We start from the raw sequence: 22,084 nt of genomic DNA on the forward strand, positions 1-22,084 counted from the left end.
CGCTCCTACAGAAGTGTCGTCTAGATAAGCGCACATAGTCTTCTACGACCTGCAAGGTAATAAAAACCCCGCCATAGCCGGCGGGGTTTTCATTTGCATCGTCGGGGCTTAGCCGATCGATACGCCATGTGCTTCGGCCAGCGGCTTGAGGCCGCCCGCGAAGCCCTGGCCGATGGCCTTGAACTTGAATTCGTCGTTATGACGATACAGCTCGCCGAAGATCATCGCGGTTTCGGTCGACGCGTCTTCAGACAGGTCGTAACGTGCGATTTCCTTTCCGTCGGTCTTGTTCAGGACGCGGATGTAAGCGTTCGACACCTGACCGAAGCTCTGCTTGCGCCCCTCGGCTTCGTGGATGGTGACCGCGAAAACCAGTTTCTTGACCGCCGGAGCCAGGCCGGTCAGTTTGACCAGTACCGCCTCGTCGTCGCCTTCGCCGGCGCCGGAACGGTTGTCGCCAAGGTGCTCGACCGAACCATCGGCCGATTTCTTGTTGTTGTAGAAAATGAAGCCGCTGTCATCCAGCACCTTGCCGTTCTCGCCAACGATGAAGATGGAAGCGTCCAGGTCGAACTCGGTGCCGTCGGTGACGCGAGGGTCCCAACCCAGGCCAACGGTGATTTCCGTCAGGCCAGGGGCTTCTTTGGACAGCGAAACGTTACCGCCTTTGCTCAGACTTACAGCCATGTTCGTGATCCTTTTCTGAATGTGGATGGGGTATGAATCAGAAATTCATACCGTGGGCGTTTGCGACTGCCTTCAGGCCACCGGCATAGCCCTGGCCGACCGCGCGAAACTTCCACTCGCCGGCATTGCGATACAGCTCGGCAAAGATCATCGCGGTTTCGGTCGATGCATCTTCAGCCAGGTCGTAACGCACGATCTCGGAACCCGACTTCTCGTTCACGACGCGAATGAAGGAGCCGCCGACCTGACCGAAGTTTTGCTTGCGCGAATCGGCTTCGTGGATGGTCACCACGAACACGACTTTTTCGACGTCCGCGGGAACGCGGGTCAGATCGACTTTCACGACTTCGTCGTCGCCGTCGCCAGCGCCGGTACGGTTATCGCCGGCGTGCTCGACGGAGCCGTCGGCGCTCTTGAGCTGGTTGTAGAAAATGAAATCGGCTTCGCTACGGACCTTGCCGTTGGCGCCGAGCAGAAAGGCGCTGGCGTCCAGGTCGAATTCCTGGCCATCGGTGGCGCGTGGGTCCCAGCCCAGACCGATGAGCACATTGGTCAAGGTCGGGTCGGTTTTCGACAGTGAAAGGTTGCCACCTTTTTGCAGAGTCAGAGCCATGATGGATAGATCTCCTTTATCCAGTGTTTATGCTTTTTCCTCAGCCGACTCTTCCTTTGCGGGGAAAAGCAGGCTGGCGACGATACCGATGACCAGAACCACGACCACGACCAGCAGGCTGGTGTTGGCGCTGATGCTGTAACCGTGATGGAACAGGTGGTCGGTCGCGTTGAGGCCAAGCTTGATCGCAATGAAAAACAGCAGTGCGATGACGGCCTTTTCCAGGTGAACCAGATAGCGCTTGAGGGCTTCGAGCACGAAGTACAGGGTACGCAGACCCAGAATGGCGAACAGCATGGCCGAGAATACGATCAGCGGCTCGCGGCTCACGGCGATGATGGCCGGAACGGAGTCGAAGGCGAACAGTACGTCGGAGATCTCGGCCACGACCAGGCAGAGGAACAATGGAGTCGCGAACAGCGCGCCCTTGGCGGCCAGCGTGATACCGGCGTTCTCTGGCTTCTTGACCTCTTCTTCCAGCACCGAGCGGCGAACGAAGAAGTGGCTGCCGTGCAGCTTGGGCCATACCGGGAACAGCTTCTTGGCGAAGCGATAGGCCATGTGCTGGGAGTAGTCGATTTCCTCGTCGTCGTCATCGCCGGCACGCAACATCATGATCGCGGTCCAGGCCACGATGATCGCGAAGACCACTTCGACCCAAGGTCCCAGGGCCAGCAGGCCGGTACCGATGGCGACGAAGATGCCGCGGAACACGATGGCGCCGATGATGCCCCAGTACAGCACGCGGTGACGCAAGCCATCCGGGATCTTGAACCAGGTAAACAGGGCCATGAACACGAACAGGTTATCGACGCTCAGGACTTTCTCAAGGGCGTAACCGGTCACGAACAGGGTAGCGACTTCGGAACCGTGCTGTACGTACAGGAAGCCGGCGAAAGCCAGCGAGATGGCTACCCAGAAAATCGACCAGGCCGATGCCTGGGCGAGAGTGATCGGCTTGTTGCCGCGATGCGAGAACATGTCGATTGCCATCGCCACGACAGCCAGGCCGATGAAGACGGCCATCGTGAGCGGCGGGAAGCCAATAGCGGTGCTTTCCATTTAACTGCGTTCCTCAGGGGATAATTACAAATCGAAATCGGAAGGGTTCAGCCCAAGCTCGCGGCAGATCGTACGACATACTTCCTTTTCTTTCTCGTCGAAACTGCCGTCGGCGCCACCGATGGCGCAGCAGACTCGCACCAGCAGACGTGATGCGTCTTCCTTCTTGCGGATCTTGCCGATGGTTTTCAAGGCTTCAGCGCGACCGATCTCTACATCGAACTCGAACTTGGCACAGGCATCCTGGAATGCCTGGATGACATCCTTCATGTCGAAGACTTTCAGCTCCTGAGAGTTCTGAATGAACCCCGCCATCTTCTGCTTTTCGCTGGAGCTGATATCGCCGTCCGCAGCGGACACCAGAGCGCAACCCGATACCACGGCGTCCATGAACTCACGGTTCTTGAACTTCGAAACTTCCGAAGCGAGCTTTTCACGAGCCGCCGTAGCGTTTGTTTTCAACCAGTCCAGCATGTGATTCCCCTATGAGGCGGCGTCGCCGGCCTCGACAATATCTGTTGTTTACTTTGAACCAGCAGCCCAGCGCATGCCCCAGCCATAGGCCTTGTCCATGTTGCTGTGACCGTTGTGGAAGTCGACCCGGCGGCTGACCTTGACCGCGCCGTTATCGTTCTCCAGCAAGGCGATGGCGCACATGCCCTGGCGACCGCCTTCTTCGTTGAGACGTACTTCGATAGGCGGCTGTCCCGGTGCGTGGATGGTCACGACGCCATCGGTTTCCCTCCAGTTCGGCGCGCCTTCGTAAATAAACGCGTAAACCAGAATGCGGCGGATCTTGCCCCAGTGGGTGCCATTGATATGCAGCCACTCCCCCTCATTGACAGAACCGGTACGGTCGTCGCCCATCAGCTTGATATAGGGTTCGGTGTTCAGAGACCCGAAGGCGTTGCCCAGAGCCTGGACCGCGCCCTTGTGCCCATCCTGCAACTCGAACAGGCAGCCGACGTCGAGATCGATGGCATTGCTCTTCTTCATCGAGAAGAAGCCGCCCTTGCTTTCGCTGCGACGGTTCCAGTTCAGATTCACTCGAATCTCGCCAAAGCCGGCACTGGTCTTTTCCAGGCTGACCGAAGCGCGGGTCTTGTCCAGCGTGATCTTGCTCAGGCTGACCGTCGGCTTGGGCGCCGGTGGTGGCGCGGCGGGAGTCGGCACAGGAGCGGGTGCCGCAGTCGGAGCTGGAGCTGGAGCTGGAGCTGGCGTCGGTTCAGCCTCCGGCGCCGCTACTTCCACACCGAAGTTCTTCGCCAGGGGTTCGAGTCCGCCTGCGAAACCCTGGGCCACGCAGCGGAATTTCCAGGCGCCCTGGCGCAAGTAGAACTCGCCGAGGATCAGTGCGGTTTCCTTCATCCCCGAGGTGGGAATGACCGCCTCGATGCCACCGCTGATGGTCAGCGCCAGCCGTGAAACGCTGTCGAAGCTGGCCTTGTTTTCATAAATGGTCGCGGTCAGGGCCACTTTTTCGATCGTGGCGTCGAGTCGGCCCGGATCAAGGCTGAACACGGCGCGTCCTGCCGACGATTCGGTCAACTGGACCGCGCCTGCGCTTACGCTTTTCTGGCCGAAGAAGCACATGTCCTGATCACCGCGAACCTTGCCGGTGTTGGTCAGGAGAAAAGCGGACACATCGATGTCCGCGCCTGCAATCGGGGAGTAGCTGACCTCGACCGTCAGCGGCCCGGCGGCTACCGGTGCGTTGGCACCCGGAACGAGTTGAGTCATCCGCGCACGGCTCCAATGGCCAGATCGACCAGATCGTCAGCGGTACGGCCGTTGGTGGCCTGACCCACTGCGGTAAAATCCCAGCCTGCTGGTGTACGCGAGAGATAGGACATCACCACGCCGGTGTGCTGGCCTTTTTCGGACAGGTCGAAGCGACCCAGTTCGTTGCGACTGCCCAGATCGACGATGCGGCAGTACGCGTTGGCGACTTTCTCGAAGTTCTGGCCGGTGAACGAGTTGACGGTGAAGACCAGATATTTCACCGTGGCCGGCAGACGTTCCAGATCGACACTGATGGTTTCGTCGTCGCCGGCGCCTTCGCCGGTGCGGTTGTCACCGGAGTGCTGGATAGCGCCGTCGCGGGACTGCAACTGGCGGAACCAGACCAGATCCAGTGGTTTCTTGTCGGCATCGAGCATGATGCAGGACGCGTCCAGATCGATGTCACCGCCACCGCCGCCCAGCAGTTTGCCAAAAAATCCGCTGGCTTTTTCAGGGTCCCATCCCAGGCCCATGCTGACTTTCTTGAGGCCGGTACCAGCGGTTTTCTCGAGAGAGATCGTCTGGTTTTTCGCCAGTGAGAGTGCCATTTTTCGCTCCATGTGAACTGCGGATTCAGGGAAAGTGCTACAGCCTTACCTTGCCGGGTATTCTTTGCCATCACGAATATGTAACTTGGCGTTAATGAGGCTTCTTGACCGGCCCCTTGTAGCCGCCCCGACGCCACGCGGGATGGAACATCCGCCAGTGGGCGTCCTGGGCGGCGGCGAGCAATTCGTGGTCTCCGCGGGTGTCGCCCCAGGCTCTGACGCGGAATTGCGAAAGCGGTCCGTATACCCCTTCGAGCCGCGAAACCTTGGAGTCGCAACGGCAGTTGCTACCCTCGATCAAGCCGGTGAGCTTGCCGTCGATGACCTCCAGATTGGTGCCGATCAACTCGACTTTCAAACGGTCGGCAAAAGGTTGAAGGATCATCTCAGGCGATGCTGAACATAAGGTGACAATCGCACCCTTCTCGATTTCGGCTGCGACCGATTCAAGCGCCGCCGGGCGCATTAGCCTTGACCAGTAGCGTTCGCAGAACTCCTCGGCTTTCTGCCTGACCCATTGTTCCTCGACGCCTGTGAGGAACGCCTTGATCAAGCGGCCCTTGAGTTCGTCGCGGCTTACCTGGCGGGCAAGGTAGCTCAGGCTGGGCAAAACCAGCCGGGCCATGCGTATGGAGAAACCGCGCTGGCCGAAAGCGAATTTGAGAAATGGCACGAAACTGTCGTGTCGGGTCAGGGTCCCGTCGAAATCGAACACCGCCAGCAGGCGTTGTTCTACTTCGACTTCAAGATCGGGCTCAATCATTTACTGGCTGCCTCAGCGAGTCGAATGCTGGCATCCACGATGGAAGCGGGAGTCGGCAGGACCCCATGCCACTTGGCGCGCTCCATGATGTGGGTTGCCCATTTGTAATGCGTGGCCGGTTCACACATCGCGTCGTTGTACTTGAACACCGCCGGTGCGACGGAGTTCAAAATCATCCGGGCGGCGTTCATGTCCTCAAGACTGACGCGCAATGCATTCTGGATGATACCGATCTGCGACGGGTGGATCGCTGTTTTACCGACCAGACCGTTGGCAATGTCCAGCGTCAGCTCCTGCTCGAGGATCTCCGGCGTCGCCAACTGTTCGAACACCGGAGCGGTGAGCGCGAAGCCCAGCGCACCCATGACGCCGGACAGCATGGGGATGACGTAGCCCATCGGCGTGCCATACAGGGTCATGGTCGGATTGCGGCGCAGACCCAGGCATCCCATCAGGTCGTTGCCGCCGATTCGCAGCGCGACGATCCGCTCATCGAGATTTGCTTTCAACGCCTGCCCCAACTCGACCATGGCGCCGGGATTGAAGACCTCGGGCGTTTCAAGGGTCGGCATCAGCGCCAGCGCCGGATTAGTAACTGCCCGCTCCCAGCTTCCCAGCGTCTTGAGTGACAGCTTGGGCACCACGAAGCCGTCCACGTGTTGCATCAAGGGCCAGTCGTTGAGAATGGCGGCCATTTCCGCGTCCCGTGGCCGTACGAAGAGCAACGGCCCGTTGGCGGGCCGGCCTCCACGATTGTGGATGCGGCCCAGCACTTCCCGCAGGTTGGCGAGCGCGGTGTCGACATCGGTGACCGCGACGGCATCTTCCAGGCACACCACCAGCGAGCGCAATTCCGGGAGTTTTTCGGCGAAGACCACTTCAAGAATGTCGTCACGGGTGGCTGGCATATACAGCGTCGCCCCCAGAGCATACGGTGAAAGAATGGCCATTAGCTGAGACTCCGAATAAGAGTGACCGCACGATAGGGACCCAGCTCGGCACCGGCCTCTTCGACCTCGATGCCGGCTTTTTCGGTCAAGTGCATGAGCAGTTGCACGTCACCGTCCGCTTTGCTGCGCACCAGTACATGGTCGGGCACTCGACGCATCACCGCCCGTGTCGCTTCGGCGATGCCCGGCTTGATGCGATTGAGATTATCGATGGCGAAGCGCTGCGCAAGGCCGGCGATGACCTGCTGTGCTGCCGCTTGCAGCGTCGCACGCTGGTCCGGGGTCCAGGGCTGCACCCTTGGGACCAATGACAGAGCCTGGCGACGCTGTTCGATTTGCTCGATAAAGGACCGGCTCACGTCATGCTCGCGCAAATGATCGTAGACCATGCAGCCGTGCAGACCGCCTTCCGCCGGCCAGATCGATCGCGAGACCAGTCCTGAAATCGTCGCACCCAGGATGCCTGACGGAATGACCCAGTCCTGGGCGGAGGCCGCCAGCCAGGCCGCACCGCAGGGATCGGCGAGCACCACCAGACGGGGCTCTTCGGGGAAGCGCGAATCCTGCGCCAGACTGCGCCTGATCTCCCCGGATATCGCGCCCTTGCCGGTCCAGCCGTCGACGAAGACGATGTTCGACGCACCATGGGCGCCAATAATCGCTTCCAGCGCAACCGGGTCAAGGCCTCGGTCACGGATGACGCTGATTCCGTAATGCACAGCCTGACGCCCAAGATCGAGCAGCGCCCGGCGCAACAAAACGCCCAGCGGCAGACCGGCGCGCACGAACGAGACCAGCACGATTTCCCGGCCGGCGCATTCGTTCGCCAGCGCCAGCGCCAGCGCCTGCACGTCCGCCGCCATGCGGTCGCCGTTATGGTCGAGCGCCCTCTCGAACAGGTGGCGATGCGCTTCGCCGGGCGCGGATTCCTGGCTGATCATCTCCGAATAATGCTTTCGTCCGGTCTGGATGAGACGCTCTTTCTCCTCGACGGCGGTCGGTTGCAGCTCGACGCGGCGCAATAGAAAGTGCACGTCATCAGGGAGGTAGCTGCCACTGCCTACCGTTTCCAGGCCCCACGCGGCGTTATTCATGGGGCGTATCCGACGCAGGCTGAATACTGGCGAACAGGCGTGCCAACTGACTGCGAGCCGGCGTCGCCCACCAGTGACATTCCTCCATGAAACCCAGATCGGTGATGCTGTCACCGAAACCCAGCACGGGACGCTCGCCGTTGACCGCTCTGTCGCGACGCAGCCACTCCTGCACGGCGAAGCGCTTGGCAAGGCCATCAGGCAGGAATGCCAGGTTGTTGCCGTTGCCATGGACGTGCATGCCGTCTAGAAGGCCGCGCGCCTGAACCTGCGCCAGCACGCGGTCAAGCACGCTGTCGTCGCTTTCATTGTGCTTGGTCACTACGTAATGAAAGAGCCGGGCCTCTTCGACCACCCAGCCGCGCAGCGAAATCCCCAGTTCCTGGCCGATGGCGAGCGTCGCAGCGCTCAGTTCATGCAGACGCATCTGGTAACCGGCCAGCGTCTGCTTCATCTGCTCGTTCCAGTCGCAATCCAGGCGCCCGGTCGCATCGAGCATGGCGCCGCCATGGGAGCAGATCGCCCCGGAGGTGAACGGCAGCTTTACCCGACTGAACGCTTCAACACTGCGAGCCGTGACCGGCACCACGTCAGAATGTGCCAACAGCCAGTCGGCGAAGGTTTTCTGCACGCGGGTCATGTACCCGTTGGCGTTGCCGACGATATCCACGGTCGCGACATGCCTCTCGACATCAGCAGGCATTTTGCGAGCGGTCTGGAACAGGGTGTCATCCAGGTCGACGAAGATCAGGGGCCGAACGTCATTCATCGCAGATTACCTCGGCATCCAGGGCGTCGATCAGCTGTGCCGAAACCGCCTGCCGTGGCGTTTCGGTGCAGATCAGGACGCGGTCGAACTGGCCCGGTTGTACGTTGTAGAGAAAATTGGGAATGCCAAGCCCGTAGTTGTCGGAAAACGACAACGCGTGTCCGATGGCGTGTCCCAGCGCGATGGGCGAGCGGCTGGTGGAGCTGAAATGCACGTCCGCGCCGCCTCTTTCCAGACGCTCGGCCAGCAAGAACGGCCGCCACACGAATTCGCTGGTGCCGACCACCAGCACCCGCTCGCCTGGCCTGACGCAGAGATCCGGCGCCAGGGTGTCGGCGACCGAGCGCACGCCCAGGCGTCCCCAATCGTTGGCGGTGGTCAACGGCCAGTCGCCCGCCGCCACGGTTCCCACTTCGGGCATTTCCGGCAGCGGCGCTGTCGGGTCTTCGGCGAAGGTGTACGAGCCTTGCAGCAGCGAAACCTGCTCGGCGAGCGGCCCCATCCGCGAGCTGACGGAACCGGCCGACCAGTCCGTCAGCACACAGGTGACCACCCGCTCCAGCTTGTTCAGCCCCGCTTCGACCAGCGCGCGGTGCAGATTGATGAAGGTCTTGCCCGTGGAAGCTTCATCGTCGACCAGCACCAGCGATCGCGCCGTCAGCATCATCTCCCGCAGCGCGGGGTCGGTCGGCAGGTGCAACAAGTGTGCGCTGGCGTGGCTGTGCTCTTCCTCGAAACGGGCGAACAGTTCGGTTCCGGTGGGATGTCGCGTGCTGACCAGATACAAGGCATCCGGGCGCGTCCGGCTGTAGGCGCGATGCACGCCGGCGCCCAGTCCGACTGCGGTTTCCGCCATGCCGATGATCAGCACAGGACCCGGCAGGTCGGCGGGAATCCGCTCCGCCAGATCCTGGTAACTCTTGCACATCACGCTGGGGCGCACCGGGATATGCCGGCCCAGGACACGGGACACGAAAAGAAAGGCGCGTTTTGGATTGCGACGCTCGGCGAAGCCGAACAGCGAATCAGGCGGAATGCTGGACGCGTCGACCGTCACGTCGAGACGTCCGCGAAGCAGATCGGCGCCAAGCGTCGCGGTTTGGGGAAAGGCCGTGCTGCTGTCCATCATGTGATTCCTGTTAACGAGGCAGATGCCTCCGACGCCCCGCCCCGGATAAGGGAACCGGCATCACCCTCGGGAGGCTTCAACGAGCCAGAGCGATGCCTGTGCAGAGCGACTGATTTCAGTTGTGGTGTACGTTCTTTCCGGCCGAGCTCGCGGCGCATCGATGCGGCAAGCCTGGAGAAAAGACAAAAGCAATGCGGACTTCACCGCGAAATTCATGTTCTGCCCGTCCGGCACGGTCGAGGTCACCATTCCGATGACCGCCCCACCTTGATCGAATACCGGACTGCCGCTGGACCCGGGCTGTATCGGTGCTGTGAACTGGAACAGGCTCGCGTCGCTGTGCAGGCCGAACAGTCCGGATATCCCGCCCTGGGTGACCTGCAGACCGCCGCCAGAGATCGAAGCCAGCGGATAGCCCAGCACCGTCACGCTGTCCCCGGCTTCGCACCCCTCTCCTTCGCGAAACGTCAGCGCTTTCAAGGGCGATGCTCCCTGCACGCGCAACAGCGCGATGTCGTTGCGACGATCCACGACCACCGGCTCGACCTTGTAGCGGCCTTCGAGCGAGGTGATATGCAGCACGCTCATGTCCTCGATGACGTGCGCGCAAGTCATCACATGCCCCGGGCCCACTACGAAAGCCGTTCCGGTCGCTGACTCATGGCGAGGACCATTGTTGGCTCCACCGGATGGCCGTCGCGGATGCCTGTCGTCGACTTCCAGCCCGATCTTGCGGCCGAATGCTGACAGACCGTAAGCGGAGCCTTCGCTCAACGCGCGAAACTTCCATTGATCATTTCGCTTGTACAACTCGCCGATGATGATCGCCGCTTCGCCGTTATCCCGCAGGTCGATCCGGTGCTCAATGTCGGTGCCCACCTGCAGGTGCAGATGCTGCATCTCGCTGACCGGCCCGGTCGCCGCATACACGTAGACCATCAGCAGCACGCGGTCGCTTCCCGTCGGAAGCCGGTCCAGCTTCAGCGCGCAGGCCACGTTTTCCGGCCCGCCGCTCCACTCCATCCACTGTTGTTCGTCATGAAGGAGCGCCGGATTCCCCATTGGCTGCCGCTTCTCGTTGACCGGCAGCAAGGCGACCGCGCCATACTCTCCGAACACCGACCTGCGGCCGGTTTCGAGATTCCAGCTGCAATCGGAATGGGGCAGCGCGACGTTCGCACCCGGTGCCAGCAACTTCATGCTCGATCCTCCATGGCAAGAGCTGTAACTGATAGCAAAAAACTATTATCCAGTTCAGCCCATCGCCCGTACAGCCACCGTGATGGCCTTCACCCGTATATTCTCGTGCCAATTTGTTTCCGGTTCTTTCATGCCCAGTCGGCGTGTGGCGAAGATTCCCGGCAGATTGATGCCGGCTTCGCGCGTGTAGCCAATCCCGCCTGAATACCGCGGGTTGATTTCCAGCAAGTGTGGCTTGCCGTGCACATCGTCGCGGGTCTGCACGTTGATCAGGCCGTCACAGCCGAAATGTTCGGCCGCCTGGACTGCCAGCCGGACGGCCGCGCTGTCGCGTTCGAAGGTCTGGTTCATGCCAGCCTTGCGCCGCCCGACGCTGGCGATCGCCTTGCCTCGCTCGCAGACGATGTCCACCGAGCACTCGCTGCCCGGCATGTAAGGCATGAGCAGCATGGGCGGTCGCTGCCCGGATTGACGATAGGCGTTGAAGTACGCCTCGAAGCTCGTCTCTCGGGCATCCGGGTTGGCGAAACAGCGGAAATCATCGACGCCGGCCTTGAAGCGCCAGAACCCGTGGCCGAAGATCCCCACGGTGGGCTTGATACACACTTCCCCGGTCTGGCTAAGGATCTCGTAGGCCTCCCGCAGCTCCTGGGCGTTGCGGGCCGTGATGCCTGGAATGCAGGCCAGCCCCGCCGCTTCGGCAGCGGCGGTGAAGCGGCCTTTATCGTCTACAGTGTCAAAGGTTTGCGCCGAACACCCGCCGGTCACCAGATCGAAGCCTTCAGCCTCGAAGCGCCCCCGATGGGCCTCGTAAAGGCCTCCGACCCGCCCGGCGACTATCACTTTCACGCCCAGACGACGGGCGTTTTCAATCACCCATCCGATACGCTCCTCGCTCTGCGCCGGTTCCCGCAAGGCGACGTCTGCCTGGTCAGTGATCTCCGGACGCTGATGACGATGGGAAGCGATGATCTTTACGCTGGCCGGCAAGGCTTCGCGCGCGCCCATGATGACTTCGCGCTGGCTGGACTGTCCTTCGAGGAACCAAATCATGTGAATCTCCGCAAGACGAGGCGTCTCTGGTCGGCCTTGTCGAATTTTGTAATAACTGTTTTGCTTCAAAACGGTCGGTTTAAGGCAAAGTCACGCAATTTTTCCATAGAGGGCAACGACATGAAGTGGCTGAGAAGATCGATCTGGTTCGTGGTGGTGGTGGCACTGGCAATCGCCGCCTTGAGTCTCCATTACGTTCTGCCGCGTCACGATGTCGTGATGATTACCGGTGTGGAAGTCAAACGGATGGACGCCGACGGCGTGATCAACGCCGAAAACCCCGCGGACGGACCCACCCGGGACGTGTACTTCATCAACACCGAGCATCCCGATACCAAGAAGGTCGTGGTCTACCGCAACGAAGACACCGGCTGGAGCTTCCCGTGGTACTTCAAGTTCGACTCGGCGGACATCCAGGCCAAAGCGCAGGGCTATTCACGCGATTCCCAGCAGCTGGCGATCATCCGTTATTACGGCTGGCGCATCACCATCCTGTCGATGTTTCCGAACGTCACCGAGGTGCAGGCAACAAGCACGCGTGACGAGCCGTTCCCGGTGTTCAACACGATCTTCTTCGCCGGTCTGGCCCTGTTGGCGCTGGTGGTCATCATCGTGATCAGACGCCGCTTCCGCAAGCAGCCAAGGGTAGACGGAGTGGTGAGATAAGTCGGACCAGATGAGGGAAAACCGGCGCGATACAGCCACCGTCCGGTTTTTTGCCTACAGACCCGAATGCCAGAAGCGAAAAAGCCCGATCAGTGATGTGACCGGGCTTTCGTTTTGCTGGTGCCGGAAACAGGAATCGAACCTGCGACCTTCGCGTTACGAGTGCGCTGCTCTACCGGGCTGAGCTATTCCGGCTATGGTCGGGATTCGATCACAATAGGCAGTATAGAGAGATTTAGACTCCGGTTTTCGCTCTGGTACAGTTCGTGCCAGTAGTAGCACCGGTCCACGTGATTTTATTAGCGTCGGCAACGCTAGGAGTCCACGTCACCACACAGCTACCTACAGCCGCCGTGCCAGTTACCACTATGGCTGCCGTACCAGTCGTAAGGGCGACGCTGGACAGGTTGTTGCTACCAGTAGGAAGCGCAGCATAACCCGTAGTCGTAGTCAGCTCAGCGACCGTATCGCAGCTACCAATCGTGCTGTTGCTCACTTGCAAGCATTCGGCAATAGCAGCCTTCACCGGTGCAATGACAGTGTTGTTTTCCGCCCAACGCGCTCGGGTGACGTAGTCCTGATACTGCGGAATCGCGATTGCAGCCAAAATACCAATGATCGCAACCACGATCATCAATTCGATCAGCGTGAAACCTTTTTGTGTATTCATATCGTACTTCTCCAAGGCGTCAATTAGGTGGTGCCTTAACGGTATAAAAGCACAGGGCGTGCCAATGCCAGCCCTACAATTTCATTGACGCAACACACTTCGATAAGTGCCCTTCCTTCTGGAAATCAGCAGAAACTGACAATTTTCGTCACATCGTGCCTCGCCATTTGGCAGCATCCGTGGACTGGGTTATAACCCTCATACTGTCTGTGTCTGGTGGTTTTATGACTGATGTTGTCCTCACCGGTTTGGCCAAACAACTGGTTCTGGCCGAGCTGCTTACCGAGAAAGCTGCGCAGCAAGCCGTGTTGGATGCTCGGCGCGACAAGATTTCGCTGATCAGCCATCTGGTCCAGCACAAACTGGTCAAAAGTCTGACGCTCGCCGAGATGGCCTCGGACCAGTTCGGCATTCCGTTTCTGGATCTGAGCAGCATTGATCCGGAGAGCCAGCCCAAGGGGCTGGTCAGCGAAAAGCTTGCCCGCCAGCATCACGCGTTGCCGCTATGGCGGCGTGGCAACAAGCTGTTCATCGCCATTTCCGATCCGACCAGTCATCAGGCCCTTACGGACATTCAGTTCAGCACCGGGCTGACCACCGAACCCATTCTGGTCGAAGACGACAAGCTCACCGCTGCTATCGACAAGTTTTTTGACACTGACAGCGGCTTGGGCAACCTCGCGGACGTCGACTTGGGCCTTGAGGTCGAAGCACTCGATGGCGCAGCGCAGAAGGAAACCGCGCTTGATGCGCAAAGCGACGCAGATGACGCGCCGGTGGTGCGTTTCGTCAATAAAATGCTCATGGATGCGATCCGGCTCGGCTCATCCGACCTGCACTTCGAGCCCTATGAAAAGATCTTTCGAGTGCGGCTGCGTACCGACGGCATCCTGCATGAGGTGGCGCGACCGCCCATCCATCTCGCCAGCCGTATCGCCGCCCGGCTCAAGGTCATGGCAAGCCTGGACATTTCCGAGCGGCGCAAGCCGCAGGATGGCCGGGTCAAGCTTCGCGTGTCGAAGAATAAGGCCATCGATTTCCGGATGAACACCCTGCCGACGCTGTGGGGCGAAAAGATCGTGATGCGTATTCTCGACCCGACCAGCGCGCAGATGGGCATCGATGCCTTGGGTTACGAGCCGGAGCAAAAAGCCTTGTATCTGGAGGCGCTCAAGGAGCCGCAAGGCATGATTCTGGTCACCGGGCCGACCGGTTCGGGTAAAACGGTGTCGTTGTACACCGGCCTGAATATCCTCAACACCGTAGACATCAATATTTCCACGGCCGAAGACCCTGTCGAAATCAACCTCGAAGGCATCAACCAGGTCAACGTGAATCCACGTCAGGGCATGGACTTTTCCCAGGCGTTGCGGGCATTCCTGCGCCAGGACCCGGACGTGATCATGGTCGGCGAGATCCGCGACCTGGAAACCGCCGAGATCGCGATCAAGGCTTCGCAGACGGGCCACATGGTGCTGTCCACCCTGCACACCAACAGCGCCGCGGAAACCCTGACCCGCCTGCATCATATGGGCGTAGCGGCGTTCAACATCGCTACCGCGATCAACCTGATCATCGCCCAGCGCCTGGCGCGCAAGCTGTGTCCGCACTGCAAGAAGGAGCTGGACATTCCGCACGATACCCTGGTGCAGGAAGGCTTTCCGGAATCCGAGATCGGCAAGTTCAAGATCTACGGCCCGGTGGGCTGCGACCATTGCAACGGCGGCTACCGAGGTCGGGTCGGTATCTATGAAGTGGTCAAGAAGACCCCTGAGCTGGAGCGGATCATCATGGAAGAAGGCAACTCACTGGATATCTCTGCCCAGATGCGCAAGGACGGCTTCAATGATCTGCGCGCCTCCGGTCTGGTCAAGGCGATGCAGGGCATCACCAGCCTTGAAGAAGTCAACCGCGTGACCAAGGACTGAGCATGGCCAAGAAGGCGGAAAAAGTCAGCGTCTACACCTGGGAAGGCGTGGACCGCAAAGGCACCAAGGTCAGCGGCGAGCTGAACGGACACAATCTGCCGCTGGTGAAGGCGCAGTTGCGCAAGCAGGGCATCAATCCGACCAAGGTGCGTAAGAAGTCGGTGTCGCTGTTCGGCAAGGGCAAGAAGATCAAGCCGCTGGATATCGCGTTCTTTTCCCGGCAGATGGCGACCATGATGAAAGCCGGCGTGCCCCTTCTGCAATCCTTCGACATTATCAGCGAGGGCGCCGAGAACCCGAACATGCGCAGCCTGGTGGACTCGTTGAAGCAGGAAGTCTCCGCCGGTAACAGTTTCGCCACGGCACTGCGGCAAAAACCCGAATATTTTGACGAGCTGTTCTGCAATCTGGTCGACGCCGGGGAGCAGGCCGGTGCGCTGGAAAGCCTGCTCGACCGGGTGGCGACCTATAAGGAAAAAACCGAGGCGTTGAAAGCCAAGATCAAGAAGGCCATGACCTACCCTATTGCGGTTCTGATCGTCGCCGTGATCGTGTCCGGCATCCTGCTGATCAAGGTTGTGCCACAATTCCAGTCGGTGTTTGCAGGCTTCGGCGCCGAGCTTCCGGCCTTCACGCTGATGGTCATAGGGCTTTCCCAAATCGTTCAGGATTGGTGGCTGATGATCATCGGCTTATTTATTGCCGGCTTCTTCGTGTTTAAACGTTCCTATAAACAGTCGCAGAAGTTTCGCGACACTATCGATCGCTTTCTGCTCAAAGTCCCGATCATCGGTCCGCTGATTTACAAATCATCGGTTGCCCGCTACGCGCGGACGCTCGCGACTACGTTCGCTGCAGGCGTACCTCTGGTGGAAGCGCTGGATTCGGTGGCTGGCGCGACCGGCAACGTGGTATTCAAGAACGCCGTGAACAAGATCAAGCAGGACGTCTCCACCGGCATGCAGCTCAATTTCTCCATGCGCTCGACCAACGTCTTCCCCAGCCTGGCGATTCAGATGACGGCCATCGGCGAAGAGTCCGGCGCGCTGGACAATATGCTCGACAAAGTCGCCAGCTACTACGAGGCCGAGGTCGACAACATGGTCGACAGCCTGACCAGCTTGATGGAGCCGATGATCATGGCGGTTCTTGGGGTGATCGTCGGCGGCCTGGTCATCGCCATGTACTTGCCCATCTTCCAGCTCGGAAACGCCGTCTGACATGTTTTTCTTCGATTTTCTGGCCGGTTATCCGCTGGCCTTCGTAGTGTTGTGCGGTGTTCTGGGTCTGCTGGTCGGCAGTTTCCTGAATGTGGTGATCTACCGCCTGCCCAAAATGATGGAGCGTGACTGGAAAATTCAGGCGCGTGAAATGCTCGGGCTGCCCGCCGCGCCCGCCGAGCCGAGGTTCGATCTGGTTCTCCCGCATTCCAGCTGCCCTCACTGCGGTCACGCAATCCGCCCTTGGGAAAACCTGCCCGTCATCAGTTACCTGCTGTTGCGCGGCCGGTGCGCCGGCTGTAAAGCCCCCATCAGCAAACGCTACCCGATGATAGAGCTGGCGTGCGGAATCCTGTCGGCTTATGTCGCCTGGCATTTCGGTTACGGCTGGCCTGCGGCGGCCATGCTGGTGCTGACCTGGGGCTTGTTGGCGATGAGCATGATCGACGTCGATCACCAGTTGCTCCCCGATTCCATCGTCATGCCCCTGCTCTGGCTCGGGCTGATCACCAATGCCTTCGGACTGTTCACCTCGCTGGACGACGCACTGTGGGGCGCGGTGGCGGGTTATCTGTCGCTGTGGTCGGTGTTCTGGTGCTTCAAGCTGGTCACCGGCAAGGAAGGCATGGGCTATGGCGACTTCAAACTTCTCGCCACGCTCGGAGCCTGGGGCGGCTGGCAGATTCTGCCGCTTACTATCCTGATGTCGTCACTGGTCGGCGCCGTGCTGGGCGTCATCATGATGCGCATACGCAAGGTAGAAGCCGGTACGCCGATCCCGTTCGGCCCTTACCTGGCCATCGCGGGCTGGATCGCTTTGCTCTGGGGTGGTCAAATAACCGACTCCTATTTGCAATTTGCCGGTTTCAGATGACCTCACCTGTTTCCAAACCCTGGATTCTCGGCCTTACCGGTGGCATAGGCAGCGGCAAGAGCGCCGCGGCGCAGTGCTTCGCCGAGCAGGGCATTCATACGGTCGACGCGGATCAGGCTGCCCGCTGGGTGGTCGAACCAGGCCGGCCGGCGCTGGCCAGAATTGCCGAACACTTCGGCGCGGATGTCCTGCAAGCCAGCGGCGAACTGGATCGCGGCGCACTGCGCAAACGGATTTTCGAGAGCACCGATCAGCGCTTGTGGCTGGAGGCCTTGCTGCATCCGCTGATCAATCAGGAGGTCGCCGAGCATCTGGCGCGCGCTGAATCGCCGTATGCCATTCTGGTGTCGCCGCTGTTGATCGAATCCGGCCAGTACCGGACCGTGCAGCGGCTGCTGGTGATCGACGCGCCGCAGCCATTGCAGATCGAGCGCACCCTGCGGCGCGATGGATCGAGCCTGGAGCAGATTCAGGCGATCCTCAAGGCGCAGGCCAAGCGCGAGGATCGCTTGAGCCATGCCGACGACGTACTGGTGAACGATCGCGATCATGCCTGGCTGAAAAGCGAAGTCGAGCGACTGCACCATTTTTATCTTTCTTTGAGTGGAGGCCGATCATGAGCCCAACAACCGTCCAGTGCCCGACCTGCGGAGCGCCCGTCGAGTGGAGCGCCGCCAGCCCGGCACGTCCTTTCTGTTCCGACCGCTGCAAGCTGATCGATCTTGGCGCCTGGGCTTCCGAGGAACACGCGATTCCCGTGAGCCCTGATGCGGAAGACGAGCTGTTCTCCGGCGATCTGGAAAATCCGCATCGGGGGCATTGATTAAATCGCCAGCAAGCTGGCTCCTACAAGATTGTTGTAGGAGCCAGCTTGCTGGCGATCACCGTCACAGGCTGTCATCATTCCAAGGCGCCGAGAGATACCGCGTCCGGTTGAACGTTTCCAGCCACTCGGGGCTGAACACCACCAGTGCGCTGATCACCACGCCGTTGATGAAGGCTTCGGGAAAGATGATCAGCCACAGGTAACCGATATAGTCGGTCAGCCAGTACGGCATTTCGAAGATCCCTTCCAGCCGTAACAGGCCCAGCGCAAGCATCAGACTCACCAGCGCCGATGCCGCCGCCGCGAGAAATCCCGAACAGAAAATGTAGACGAAAGGACTTTTCGGTTGCGCTCGCTCCACCAGCGCGGCAAAGATCTCAGTAATCAGTGCCGGGACCGCGACGAATAGCAGACCATTCACGCCCAGCGCCGCAAGTTCCTGCCGGCCCAAAGCGACCAGGGCGATCTGAGCCGCGAATCCTCCCGCCAGCGCCAACGGCCAGTCCAGCAGCAAGGTGACGGCCGTCATACCCAGGAAATGGTAAGACACACCGGTCTCGAAATCGCGTCGCACCAGCCACAGGAGCAGTAGCGCGAAGACCGTGCCCAACAGCAAATACTGTCGACGACGGTCGCTGAACACTTCTACCCAGGGCGAACGGCACACTGCCCAGCCCAGCGCAGGCACGTACAACAGCCACCCTAAGGTCAGGATGCCTGTCGTCAGCACCTGCGCGCTGATCATGGCTGTTCGAGGGCCGCACGCAATTGCTCGGCACTGCTGAACTGCCGCTGACTGACCAGGCGCCCGTCGCGCATTTGCAACCACAGCACTTTATCTTCATCCCCCGCATAACGCGGCGCGATGCGCGCGTCACGGTCCAGAACCACGCGATAGGAGTAATCGCGCATCTTGGGGATGGCGAACAGTCTGGCGATCAAGGCGGGCATCTTCTGGATGTCCGCCAGGAAAACGGTCTGGCGTGATTCCAGAAAGCCCTTCGGCTTGCCGTCCAGTGCCTGATTGACCATTTTGGCGCCCTCCATGCTGCGGGCGACCAAGAGCGTCCGGGTCTGCTCGTTCAAGGTGAAGGGTTGATCGTGCTGGTCCAGCAGTGTCCACGGGGCGACAGGGTCACCGGCATCCAGGGCGCTGGCAGTCAGTGGCAACAAGGCCAGCAGCAGTACAGGCAGGAGTTTCAACGGGTATTTCCTCGAAAAATGCGTGCTCGACCGGTTGCGCCGGTCCGTGTGCGAAGCCCGATTACAGACTACAACTATGGAAAAGCCCGTCTACCCCCTCAGATCACTCTTTCAGTTCGGGCGTCCATGACGCTAAGCTTGGGCCCATGGACGATTCAGACTATTTGCGCCTGCTGACGATCCAGGCCGAACAAGCCAATACGTTTCTTTCCAACGCGCGAAAGTGGGAACGCGAGCGCTGGGTTTGCCAGCGCCTGTTGCAAGGCTTGAACATCGCGCACCGCAATGAAGACTTTCTGTCCGCGGGCCAGGAGCCTCCGGACGTTCTGTTCCGGGATGCCTGCTTCGAAGTGTTCTTCGTGCTGGACGAGGGCCGTCGCCTGAATGACGAATGGCGCGAGGAACTGGAGCGCCGCCGCAGTGCGTTTTCCCTGAGCCAGCTGGTTCGTCGCGAAGCCAAGCCCAAACGCATACCCGCCGCCGAGTTGCTGCGCAGGCTCGCCCCGACGCTGCGCAAGAAGTCGCACAACTACAAAGAGCGCGGCCTTGATCTGGGCGAGCTGGATATCGTCGCGTTCGCCAGCCTCAAGCGGGAGGTTCTGGACCTCAACAGCCATTTCCCGCCGCCCACTGAATATCTGCGCCAGGGCTGGCGCTCTTTGTCACTGGTCGGACCCACCTTCGCTCGGGTATTGTTCGCCCACCCGGACGCTCCGGATTTTCTGCGTACCAACCTGGGTCGCAGCGTAGTGTTCGATGTCGGAATCAGTTTATGAGTCCCCTGCAACAACTGCTGGCCGAGGTGCCGCAGCGAGGCCGTGTCCGCTGGATCGGCGTACGCCCGGTGTCACGCGCGGACATGGTCGAACTCGAAGCGGTGGAAGCGCGCCGCGAAGCCGGGCTGACCGGCGACCATGCCCGCCCCGGCCCACGCAACGCCCGTCAGGTGACACTGATTCAGTGGGAACACCTGGCCGTGGTCGGTTCTCTGCTCGGTCGCAGCGAAACGAACCCGATTCTGCCTCAGGACTTGCGCCGCAATCTTGTCATCAGCGGCATCAACCTGTTCAGCCTCAAGGGACGGCACTTCAGGATTGGCCAGGCCATCCTTGAAACCACTGGCTGGTGCCAGCCCTGCGCCAAGCTGGAACAACGTCTGGGATCAGGCACCTTCCAGGCCATGCGCGGCCATGGCGGAATCACCGCCCGAGTGGTACAAAGCGGAATCATCCGCCTGGACGATGCATTGCAGGTCGAGCCGCTGCCCGAAGGCGCCCTGCTCTCTGTCCCGTCCACCTCGAGGCCAAAATGAGCAGCCGCCTGAACCCCGAAGACCAACGGCGTGTCGAAGAGTACCTTCAAGCGCCCCAGCACCGAGTCGAGCGCCGGCCATTCCGGCCCTGGCTGCTCCTGGTGCTGCTGGTCGTGGTGGTTGCAGGTCTGGGCCTGCTGAGCCGTTTGCTGAGCCATCTGACGCTATGAGCTGCATTGCGCTCGCGAAGATCGGTCTCGCGCCCCCGAATTCCTTTAACCTTTCGAGAAATCCTAATGACTCATCGCATTGTCATCGTTGGCGGAGGCGCCGGCGGTCTGGAGCTGGCTACCCGTCTGGGTAAAACCCTTGGCAAGAAAGGCACGGCCAGCGTCACGCTGGTCGACGCCAATCTGACGCATATCTGGAAACCGCTGCTGCACGAAGTCGCCGCCGGCTCGCTCAATTCCTACGAGGACGAGCTGAACTATGTCGCCCAAGCCAAATGGAACCACTTCCAGTTTCAGCTGGGGCGTATGGTCGGCCTGGATCGCGAGAATCGTCAGATCCATCTGGCTGCCACCTTCGACGAACAGGGCGCCGAGCTGGTGCCTGCGCGTAGCCTGGGCTATGACTCGCTAGTCCTGGCGGTCGGCAGCACCACCAACGATTTCGGCACCAAGGGCGCGGCCGAGCACTGCCTGTTTCTGGACAGCCGCAAGCAGGCCGAGCGTTTCCACCAGCAATTGCTCAACCATTACCTGCGAGCTCACGCCGGCGAAAGCAACGGCACTGAAGAAATCACTGTCGCCATCGTCGGTGCCGGGGCGACCGGAGTCGAACTGGCCGCGGAGCTACACAACGCCGCCCATGAGCTGGCGGCCTATGGCCTGGGCCGGATCAAGCCGGAAAACCTGCGCATCACCGTGATCGAAGCCGGACCTCGCGTACTACCGGCCCTGCCGGAGCGGATCGGTGGGCCTGTGCACAAGACTCTGGAGAAGCTCGGCGTGACGGTCTTGACCAATGCGGCCGTCAGCGAAGTGACGGCCGAGGGTCTGCACACCGCCAGCGGCCAGTTCATTCCCGCGACCCTGAAAGTCTGGGCCGCCGGCATCCGCGCTCCGGAGTTCCTCAAGGATCTGGCCGGCCTGGAGAGCAATCGGATCAACCAGCTTCAGGTGTTGCCGACCCTGCAGACCACTCGCGATGAAAACATCTTCGCCTTCGGCGACTGCGCGGCCTGCCCGCAAAAAGGCACTGACCGCAACGTTCCACCCCGCGCCCAGGCGGCTCACCAGCAGGCGTCACTCCTGGTCAAATCGCTGCGCCATCGCATCGAGGGCAAGGCCTTGCCGGAATACACCTACAAGGACTACGGGTCACTGATCTCGCTGTCGAGCTTCTCGGCGGTCGGCAATCTGATGGGCAGTTTGATGGGCAGCGTCATGCTGGAAGGCTGGCTGGCGCGGATGTTCTATATCTCGCTGTACCGCATGCACCAGATGGCGTTGTACGGCACCTTCAAGACCCTGATGCTGATGCTCGGCAGCCGGATCGGCAAAGGGACCGAGCCGCGGATGAAGTTGCACTGAGGTGCGTTGGCGCTTGCGCAGGTCCGGCCTGCGCAAGCGCCAGTCCAGGAAGCCTGTGGGATGTGCGACTTTGCACCGACTCGGGCGCGATCTATCTGATACACCGCATCGTCACGTTTGCTGCCGTTTCACGGCAGATCGCCAGCGAGCTGGCTCCTACAGACTGCGTCTGAATCTCAAACGAAAAAAGGCGTCCCGAA

The 22,084-nt window shown here is 60.4% G+C and carries 25 protein-coding genes, 1 tRNA gene and 1 pseudogene; 10 read left to right on the top strand and 17 right to left on the bottom strand.

The window, feature by feature from the left end:
• Window positions 1-108: 108 nt before the first annotated feature.
• From TRP66_RS10335 to TRP66_RS10395, 13 genes and pseudogenes are all read right to left on the bottom strand, one after another.
• On the bottom strand, window positions 109-687 hold the full coding sequence (locus tag TRP66_RS10335) for a TerD family protein (RefSeq protein ID WP_333401561.1): 579 nt from the start codon (window positions 685-687) through the stop codon (window positions 109-111).
• A 37-nt stretch (window positions 688-724) separates the two neighbouring features.
• Entirely contained in the window at window positions 725-1,300 is a 576-nt protein-coding gene (locus tag TRP66_RS10340; protein WP_333401562.1) for a TerD family protein, read from the bottom strand.
• 27 nt (window positions 1,301-1,327) lie between these two features.
• Window positions 1,328-2,362 (bottom strand): TerC/Alx family metal homeostasis membrane protein, encoded by a 1,035-nt coding sequence (locus TRP66_RS10345; RefSeq protein ID WP_333401563.1) that lies wholly within the window; start codon window positions 2,360-2,362, stop codon window positions 1,328-1,330.
• 24 nt (window positions 2,363-2,386) lie between these two features.
• The gene (locus tag TRP66_RS10350) at window positions 2,387-2,836 is read right to left on the bottom strand and encodes a tellurite resistance TerB family protein (RefSeq protein ID WP_333401564.1); all 450 of its coding nucleotides are present in this window, start codon (window positions 2,834-2,836) and stop codon (window positions 2,387-2,389) included.
• A 48-nt stretch (window positions 2,837-2,884) separates the two neighbouring features.
• Window positions 2,885-4,102 (bottom strand): TerD family protein, encoded by a 1,218-nt coding sequence (locus tag TRP66_RS10355; protein WP_333401565.1) that lies wholly within the window; start codon window positions 4,100-4,102, stop codon window positions 2,885-2,887.
• Window positions 4,099-4,692, bottom strand: coding sequence for a TerD family protein (locus TRP66_RS10360; protein ID WP_333401566.1), 594 nt, complete (start codon window positions 4,690-4,692; stop codon window positions 4,099-4,101). The genes TRP66_RS10355 and TRP66_RS10360 overlap by 4 nt, the downstream gene beginning before the upstream one ends.
• Before the next feature lie 45 nt (window positions 4,693-4,737).
• Window positions 4,738-5,455: pseudogene (locus TRP66_RS10365) on the bottom strand (HAD-IB family hydrolase).
• Window positions 5,452-6,405, bottom strand: a complete 954-nt coding sequence (locus tag TRP66_RS10370; RefSeq protein WP_333401567.1) for an HpcH/HpaI aldolase/citrate lyase family protein — start codon at window positions 6,403-6,405, stop codon at window positions 5,452-5,454. The pseudogene TRP66_RS10365 and the gene TRP66_RS10370 overlap by 4 nt, the downstream one beginning before the upstream one ends.
• Window positions 6,405-7,499, bottom strand: coding sequence for a cysteine protease StiP domain-containing protein (locus TRP66_RS10375; protein ID WP_333401568.1), 1,095 nt, complete (start codon window positions 7,497-7,499; stop codon window positions 6,405-6,407). The genes TRP66_RS10370 and TRP66_RS10375 overlap by 1 nt, the downstream gene beginning before the upstream one ends.
• On the bottom strand, window positions 7,492-8,268 hold the full coding sequence (locus TRP66_RS10380) for a trehalose phosphatase (protein ID WP_333401569.1): 777 nt from the start codon (window positions 8,266-8,268) through the stop codon (window positions 7,492-7,494). The genes TRP66_RS10375 and TRP66_RS10380 overlap by 8 nt, the downstream gene beginning before the upstream one ends.
• The gene (locus TRP66_RS10385; RefSeq protein WP_333401570.1) at window positions 8,261-9,394 is read right to left on the bottom strand and encodes a phosphoribosyltransferase domain-containing protein; all 1,134 of its coding nucleotides are present in this window, start codon (window positions 9,392-9,394) and stop codon (window positions 8,261-8,263) included. Before TRP66_RS10385 ends, TRP66_RS10380 begins: the two co-directional genes overlap by 8 nt.
• Before the next feature lie 63 nt (window positions 9,395-9,457).
• A complete protein-coding gene (locus tag TRP66_RS10390) occupies window positions 9,458-10,597 on the bottom strand; it encodes a trypsin-like peptidase domain-containing protein (protein WP_333401571.1) in 1,140 nt (379 codons plus the stop codon).
• A gap of 54 nt (window positions 10,598-10,651) precedes the next feature.
• Entirely contained in the window at window positions 10,652-11,650 is a 999-nt protein-coding gene (locus tag TRP66_RS10395; protein ID WP_333401572.1) for an ATP-grasp domain-containing protein, read from the bottom strand.
• 120 nt (window positions 11,651-11,770) lie between these two features.
• Between TRP66_RS10395 and TRP66_RS10400 the strand changes: the two genes are divergently transcribed.
• Window positions 11,771-12,316, top strand: coding sequence for a DUF1523 family protein (locus tag TRP66_RS10400; protein WP_333401573.1), 546 nt, complete (start codon window positions 11,771-11,773; stop codon window positions 12,314-12,316).
• Window positions 12,317-12,434: 118 nt separating this feature from the next.
• Here the strand turns inward: TRP66_RS10400 and TRP66_RS10405 are convergent.
• Both TRP66_RS10405 and TRP66_RS10410 read right to left on the bottom strand, forming a co-directional pair.
• Window positions 12,435-12,511 (bottom strand) — tRNA-Thr (locus TRP66_RS10405).
• Window positions 12,512-12,551: 40 nt separating this feature from the next.
• Window positions 12,552-12,986 carry a pilin gene (locus TRP66_RS10410; RefSeq protein WP_333401574.1) on the bottom strand — a complete coding sequence of 145 codons (435 nt, stop codon included), beginning with the start codon at window positions 12,984-12,986 and terminating at the stop codon, window positions 12,552-12,554.
• 224 nt (window positions 12,987-13,210) lie between these two features.
• On the opposite strand from TRP66_RS10410, the gene pilB reads away from it, so the two are divergent.
• From pilB to yacG, 5 genes are read left to right on the top strand one after another with little or no spacing between them, the layout of a single operon-like run.
• The gene (pilB, locus tag TRP66_RS10415; RefSeq protein WP_333401575.1) at window positions 13,211-14,914 is read left to right on the top strand and encodes a type IV-A pilus assembly ATPase PilB; all 1,704 of its coding nucleotides are present in this window, start codon (window positions 13,211-13,213) and stop codon (window positions 14,912-14,914) included.
• 2 nt (window positions 14,915-14,916) lie between these two features.
• Window positions 14,917-16,134 carry a type II secretion system F family protein gene (locus TRP66_RS10420; RefSeq protein WP_333401576.1) on the top strand — a complete coding sequence of 406 codons (1,218 nt, stop codon included), beginning with the start codon at window positions 14,917-14,919 and terminating at the stop codon, window positions 16,132-16,134.
• A 1-nt stretch (window position 16,135) separates the two neighbouring features.
• Window positions 16,136-17,008 (top strand): prepilin peptidase, encoded by an 873-nt coding sequence (locus TRP66_RS10425; protein WP_333401577.1) that lies wholly within the window; start codon window positions 16,136-16,138, stop codon window positions 17,006-17,008.
• Complete coding sequence (gene coaE / locus TRP66_RS10430; protein WP_333401578.1) at window positions 17,005-17,628, top strand: dephospho-CoA kinase; 624 nt, start codon at window positions 17,005-17,007, stop codon at window positions 17,626-17,628. Before TRP66_RS10425 ends, coaE begins: the two co-directional genes overlap by 4 nt.
• Window positions 17,622-17,831 carry a DNA gyrase inhibitor YacG gene (gene yacG, locus TRP66_RS10435; RefSeq protein ID WP_333401757.1) on the top strand — a complete coding sequence of 70 codons (210 nt, stop codon included), beginning with the start codon at window positions 17,622-17,624 and terminating at the stop codon, window positions 17,829-17,831. The genes coaE and yacG overlap by 7 nt, the downstream gene beginning before the upstream one ends.
• Before the next feature lie 64 nt (window positions 17,832-17,895).
• Here the strand turns inward: yacG and TRP66_RS10440 are convergent, their stop codons facing one another.
• Together TRP66_RS10440 and TRP66_RS10445 are read right to left on the bottom strand one after the other, a co-directional pair.
• On the bottom strand, window positions 17,896-18,579 hold the full coding sequence (locus TRP66_RS10440; protein WP_333401579.1) for an energy-coupling factor ABC transporter permease: 684 nt from the start codon (window positions 18,577-18,579) through the stop codon (window positions 17,896-17,898).
• Window positions 18,576-19,037, bottom strand: coding sequence for a hypothetical protein (locus tag TRP66_RS10445; RefSeq protein ID WP_333401580.1), 462 nt, complete (start codon window positions 19,035-19,037; stop codon window positions 18,576-18,578). The genes TRP66_RS10440 and TRP66_RS10445 overlap by 4 nt, the downstream gene beginning before the upstream one ends.
• Window positions 19,038-19,183: 146 nt before the next feature.
• On the opposite strand from TRP66_RS10445, the gene TRP66_RS10450 reads away from it, so the two are divergent.
• From TRP66_RS10450 to TRP66_RS10465, 4 genes are all read left to right on the top strand, one after another.
• Window positions 19,184-19,813, top strand: coding sequence for a DUF1780 domain-containing protein (locus TRP66_RS10450; RefSeq protein ID WP_333401581.1), 630 nt, complete (start codon window positions 19,184-19,186; stop codon window positions 19,811-19,813).
• Window positions 19,810-20,349, top strand: a complete 540-nt coding sequence (locus TRP66_RS10455; protein WP_333401582.1) for an MOSC domain-containing protein — start codon at window positions 19,810-19,812, stop codon at window positions 20,347-20,349. Before TRP66_RS10450 ends, TRP66_RS10455 begins: the two co-directional genes overlap by 4 nt.
• Window positions 20,346-20,519, top strand: coding sequence for a DUF3094 family protein (locus TRP66_RS10460; protein WP_333401583.1), 174 nt, complete (start codon window positions 20,346-20,348; stop codon window positions 20,517-20,519). The genes TRP66_RS10455 and TRP66_RS10460 overlap by 4 nt, the downstream gene beginning before the upstream one ends.
• Window positions 20,520-20,585: 66 nt before the next feature.
• The gene (locus TRP66_RS10465) at window positions 20,586-21,884 is read left to right on the top strand and encodes an NAD(P)/FAD-dependent oxidoreductase (RefSeq protein ID WP_333401584.1); all 1,299 of its coding nucleotides are present in this window, start codon (window positions 20,586-20,588) and stop codon (window positions 21,882-21,884) included.
• Window positions 21,885-22,084: the final 200 nt, after the last annotated feature.

This window comes from Pseudomonas sp. JDS28PS106 (genome assembly GCF_036706555.1).
Taxonomy (GTDB): Bacteria; Pseudomonadota; Gammaproteobacteria; order Pseudomonadales; family Pseudomonadaceae; genus Aquipseudomonas.